Source organism: Komagataeibacter kakiaceti JCM 25156 (assembly GCF_000613305.1).
Window position 1 is genome coordinate 1 of record NZ_BAIO01000749.1, and the last position, 863, is coordinate 863.

Annotated in this window: 2 protein-coding genes and 1 pseudogene; 2 read left to right on the forward strand and 1 reads right to left on the reverse strand. The window is 68.7% G+C overall.

What is annotated here, in order from left to right; genetic code table 11:
* Positions 1-198 precede the first annotated feature (198 nt).
* Positions 199-387 (forward strand): helix-turn-helix domain-containing protein, encoded by a 189-nt coding sequence (locus JCM25156_RS31770; RefSeq protein WP_242402749.1) that lies wholly within the window; start codon positions 199-201, stop codon positions 385-387.
* Here JCM25156_RS31770 and JCM25156_RS32280 read toward each other — a convergent pair.
* Positions 384-515, reverse strand: coding sequence for a hypothetical protein (locus JCM25156_RS32280; protein WP_277909490.1), 132 nt, complete (start codon positions 513-515; stop codon positions 384-386). The two genes, JCM25156_RS31770 and JCM25156_RS32280, sit on opposite strands and share 4 nt — an antisense overlap.
* A gap of 6 nt (positions 516-521) precedes the next feature.
* Here JCM25156_RS32280 and JCM25156_RS31775 point away from each other — a divergent pair.
* Positions 522-863, forward strand: a pseudogene (locus JCM25156_RS31775) (LysR substrate-binding domain-containing protein); the annotation flags it as partial.

An 863-nucleotide genomic window follows, 5' to 3' on the forward strand; every position in this document is an offset into this window, starting at 1 on the left:
ATGCAGCCCCTCGGCCACGGCGTCGGCCAGACGGGCCGTATGGCCATATCCGCTGAAATAGACGATCGCGATCACGGGCATGGCTGTCACTTTCCTGCTGGGGGCGGGCCGGGCATCCGTTCGCGCCAGTCCGTCCAGAACGTGATGACATCCGCTCAGGTTTCTGGCGCGGTGCGTTCGTGCTAACATGCGCGGCTTATGGAACGGCGTCCCCACATCCCGCCGCTTGCGGCGCTCCATGCGTTCATGGCCTATGCGCGCACGGGCGGCATCCGCAGGGCCGCAGTGGCGCTGGGGGTGGATCATGCCGTGGTCAGCCGCCACCTGCGCGATCTTGAGGCCACGCTGGGCACCGCCCTGCGCGATCGGGGCAAGGCGGGGGGCTAACGCCACAGGGTCAGGCCTATCATGCCCGCATCGCCCCCCTGCTGGACGGACTGGCCCGCGCCACGGCCGATATACGGGGCCAGACGCCACGCATTACACTTACCTGCTCCCACGGTATCGCCTATCACTGGCTGTTGCCGCGCCTGTCCACGTTTCGCGCGCTGCACCCGGATGTGGAGGTGATGCTGCGCCCGGTCGATTCCGACTGCCGCTTCGACCCCGACCAGACCGGCCCCGCGCTGCATGCCGACATCCGCTACATCAACGACCACCAGCAGATGGCCGACCAGCCCCGCATGCGCGCCCTGCCCCTTGCGCGCCCGCTGGTCTTTCCGGTTGCAAGCCCGGCCTGCCTGCACCGTCTGGCGCATCCCTTACGCACCCCCGCCGACCTGCTGCGCGCCCCGCTTCTGATCGAGGATGACGATACGGAATGGCGGCTGTGGTTCGCCGCCCAGGCAGTCGAGGTCGGGCGG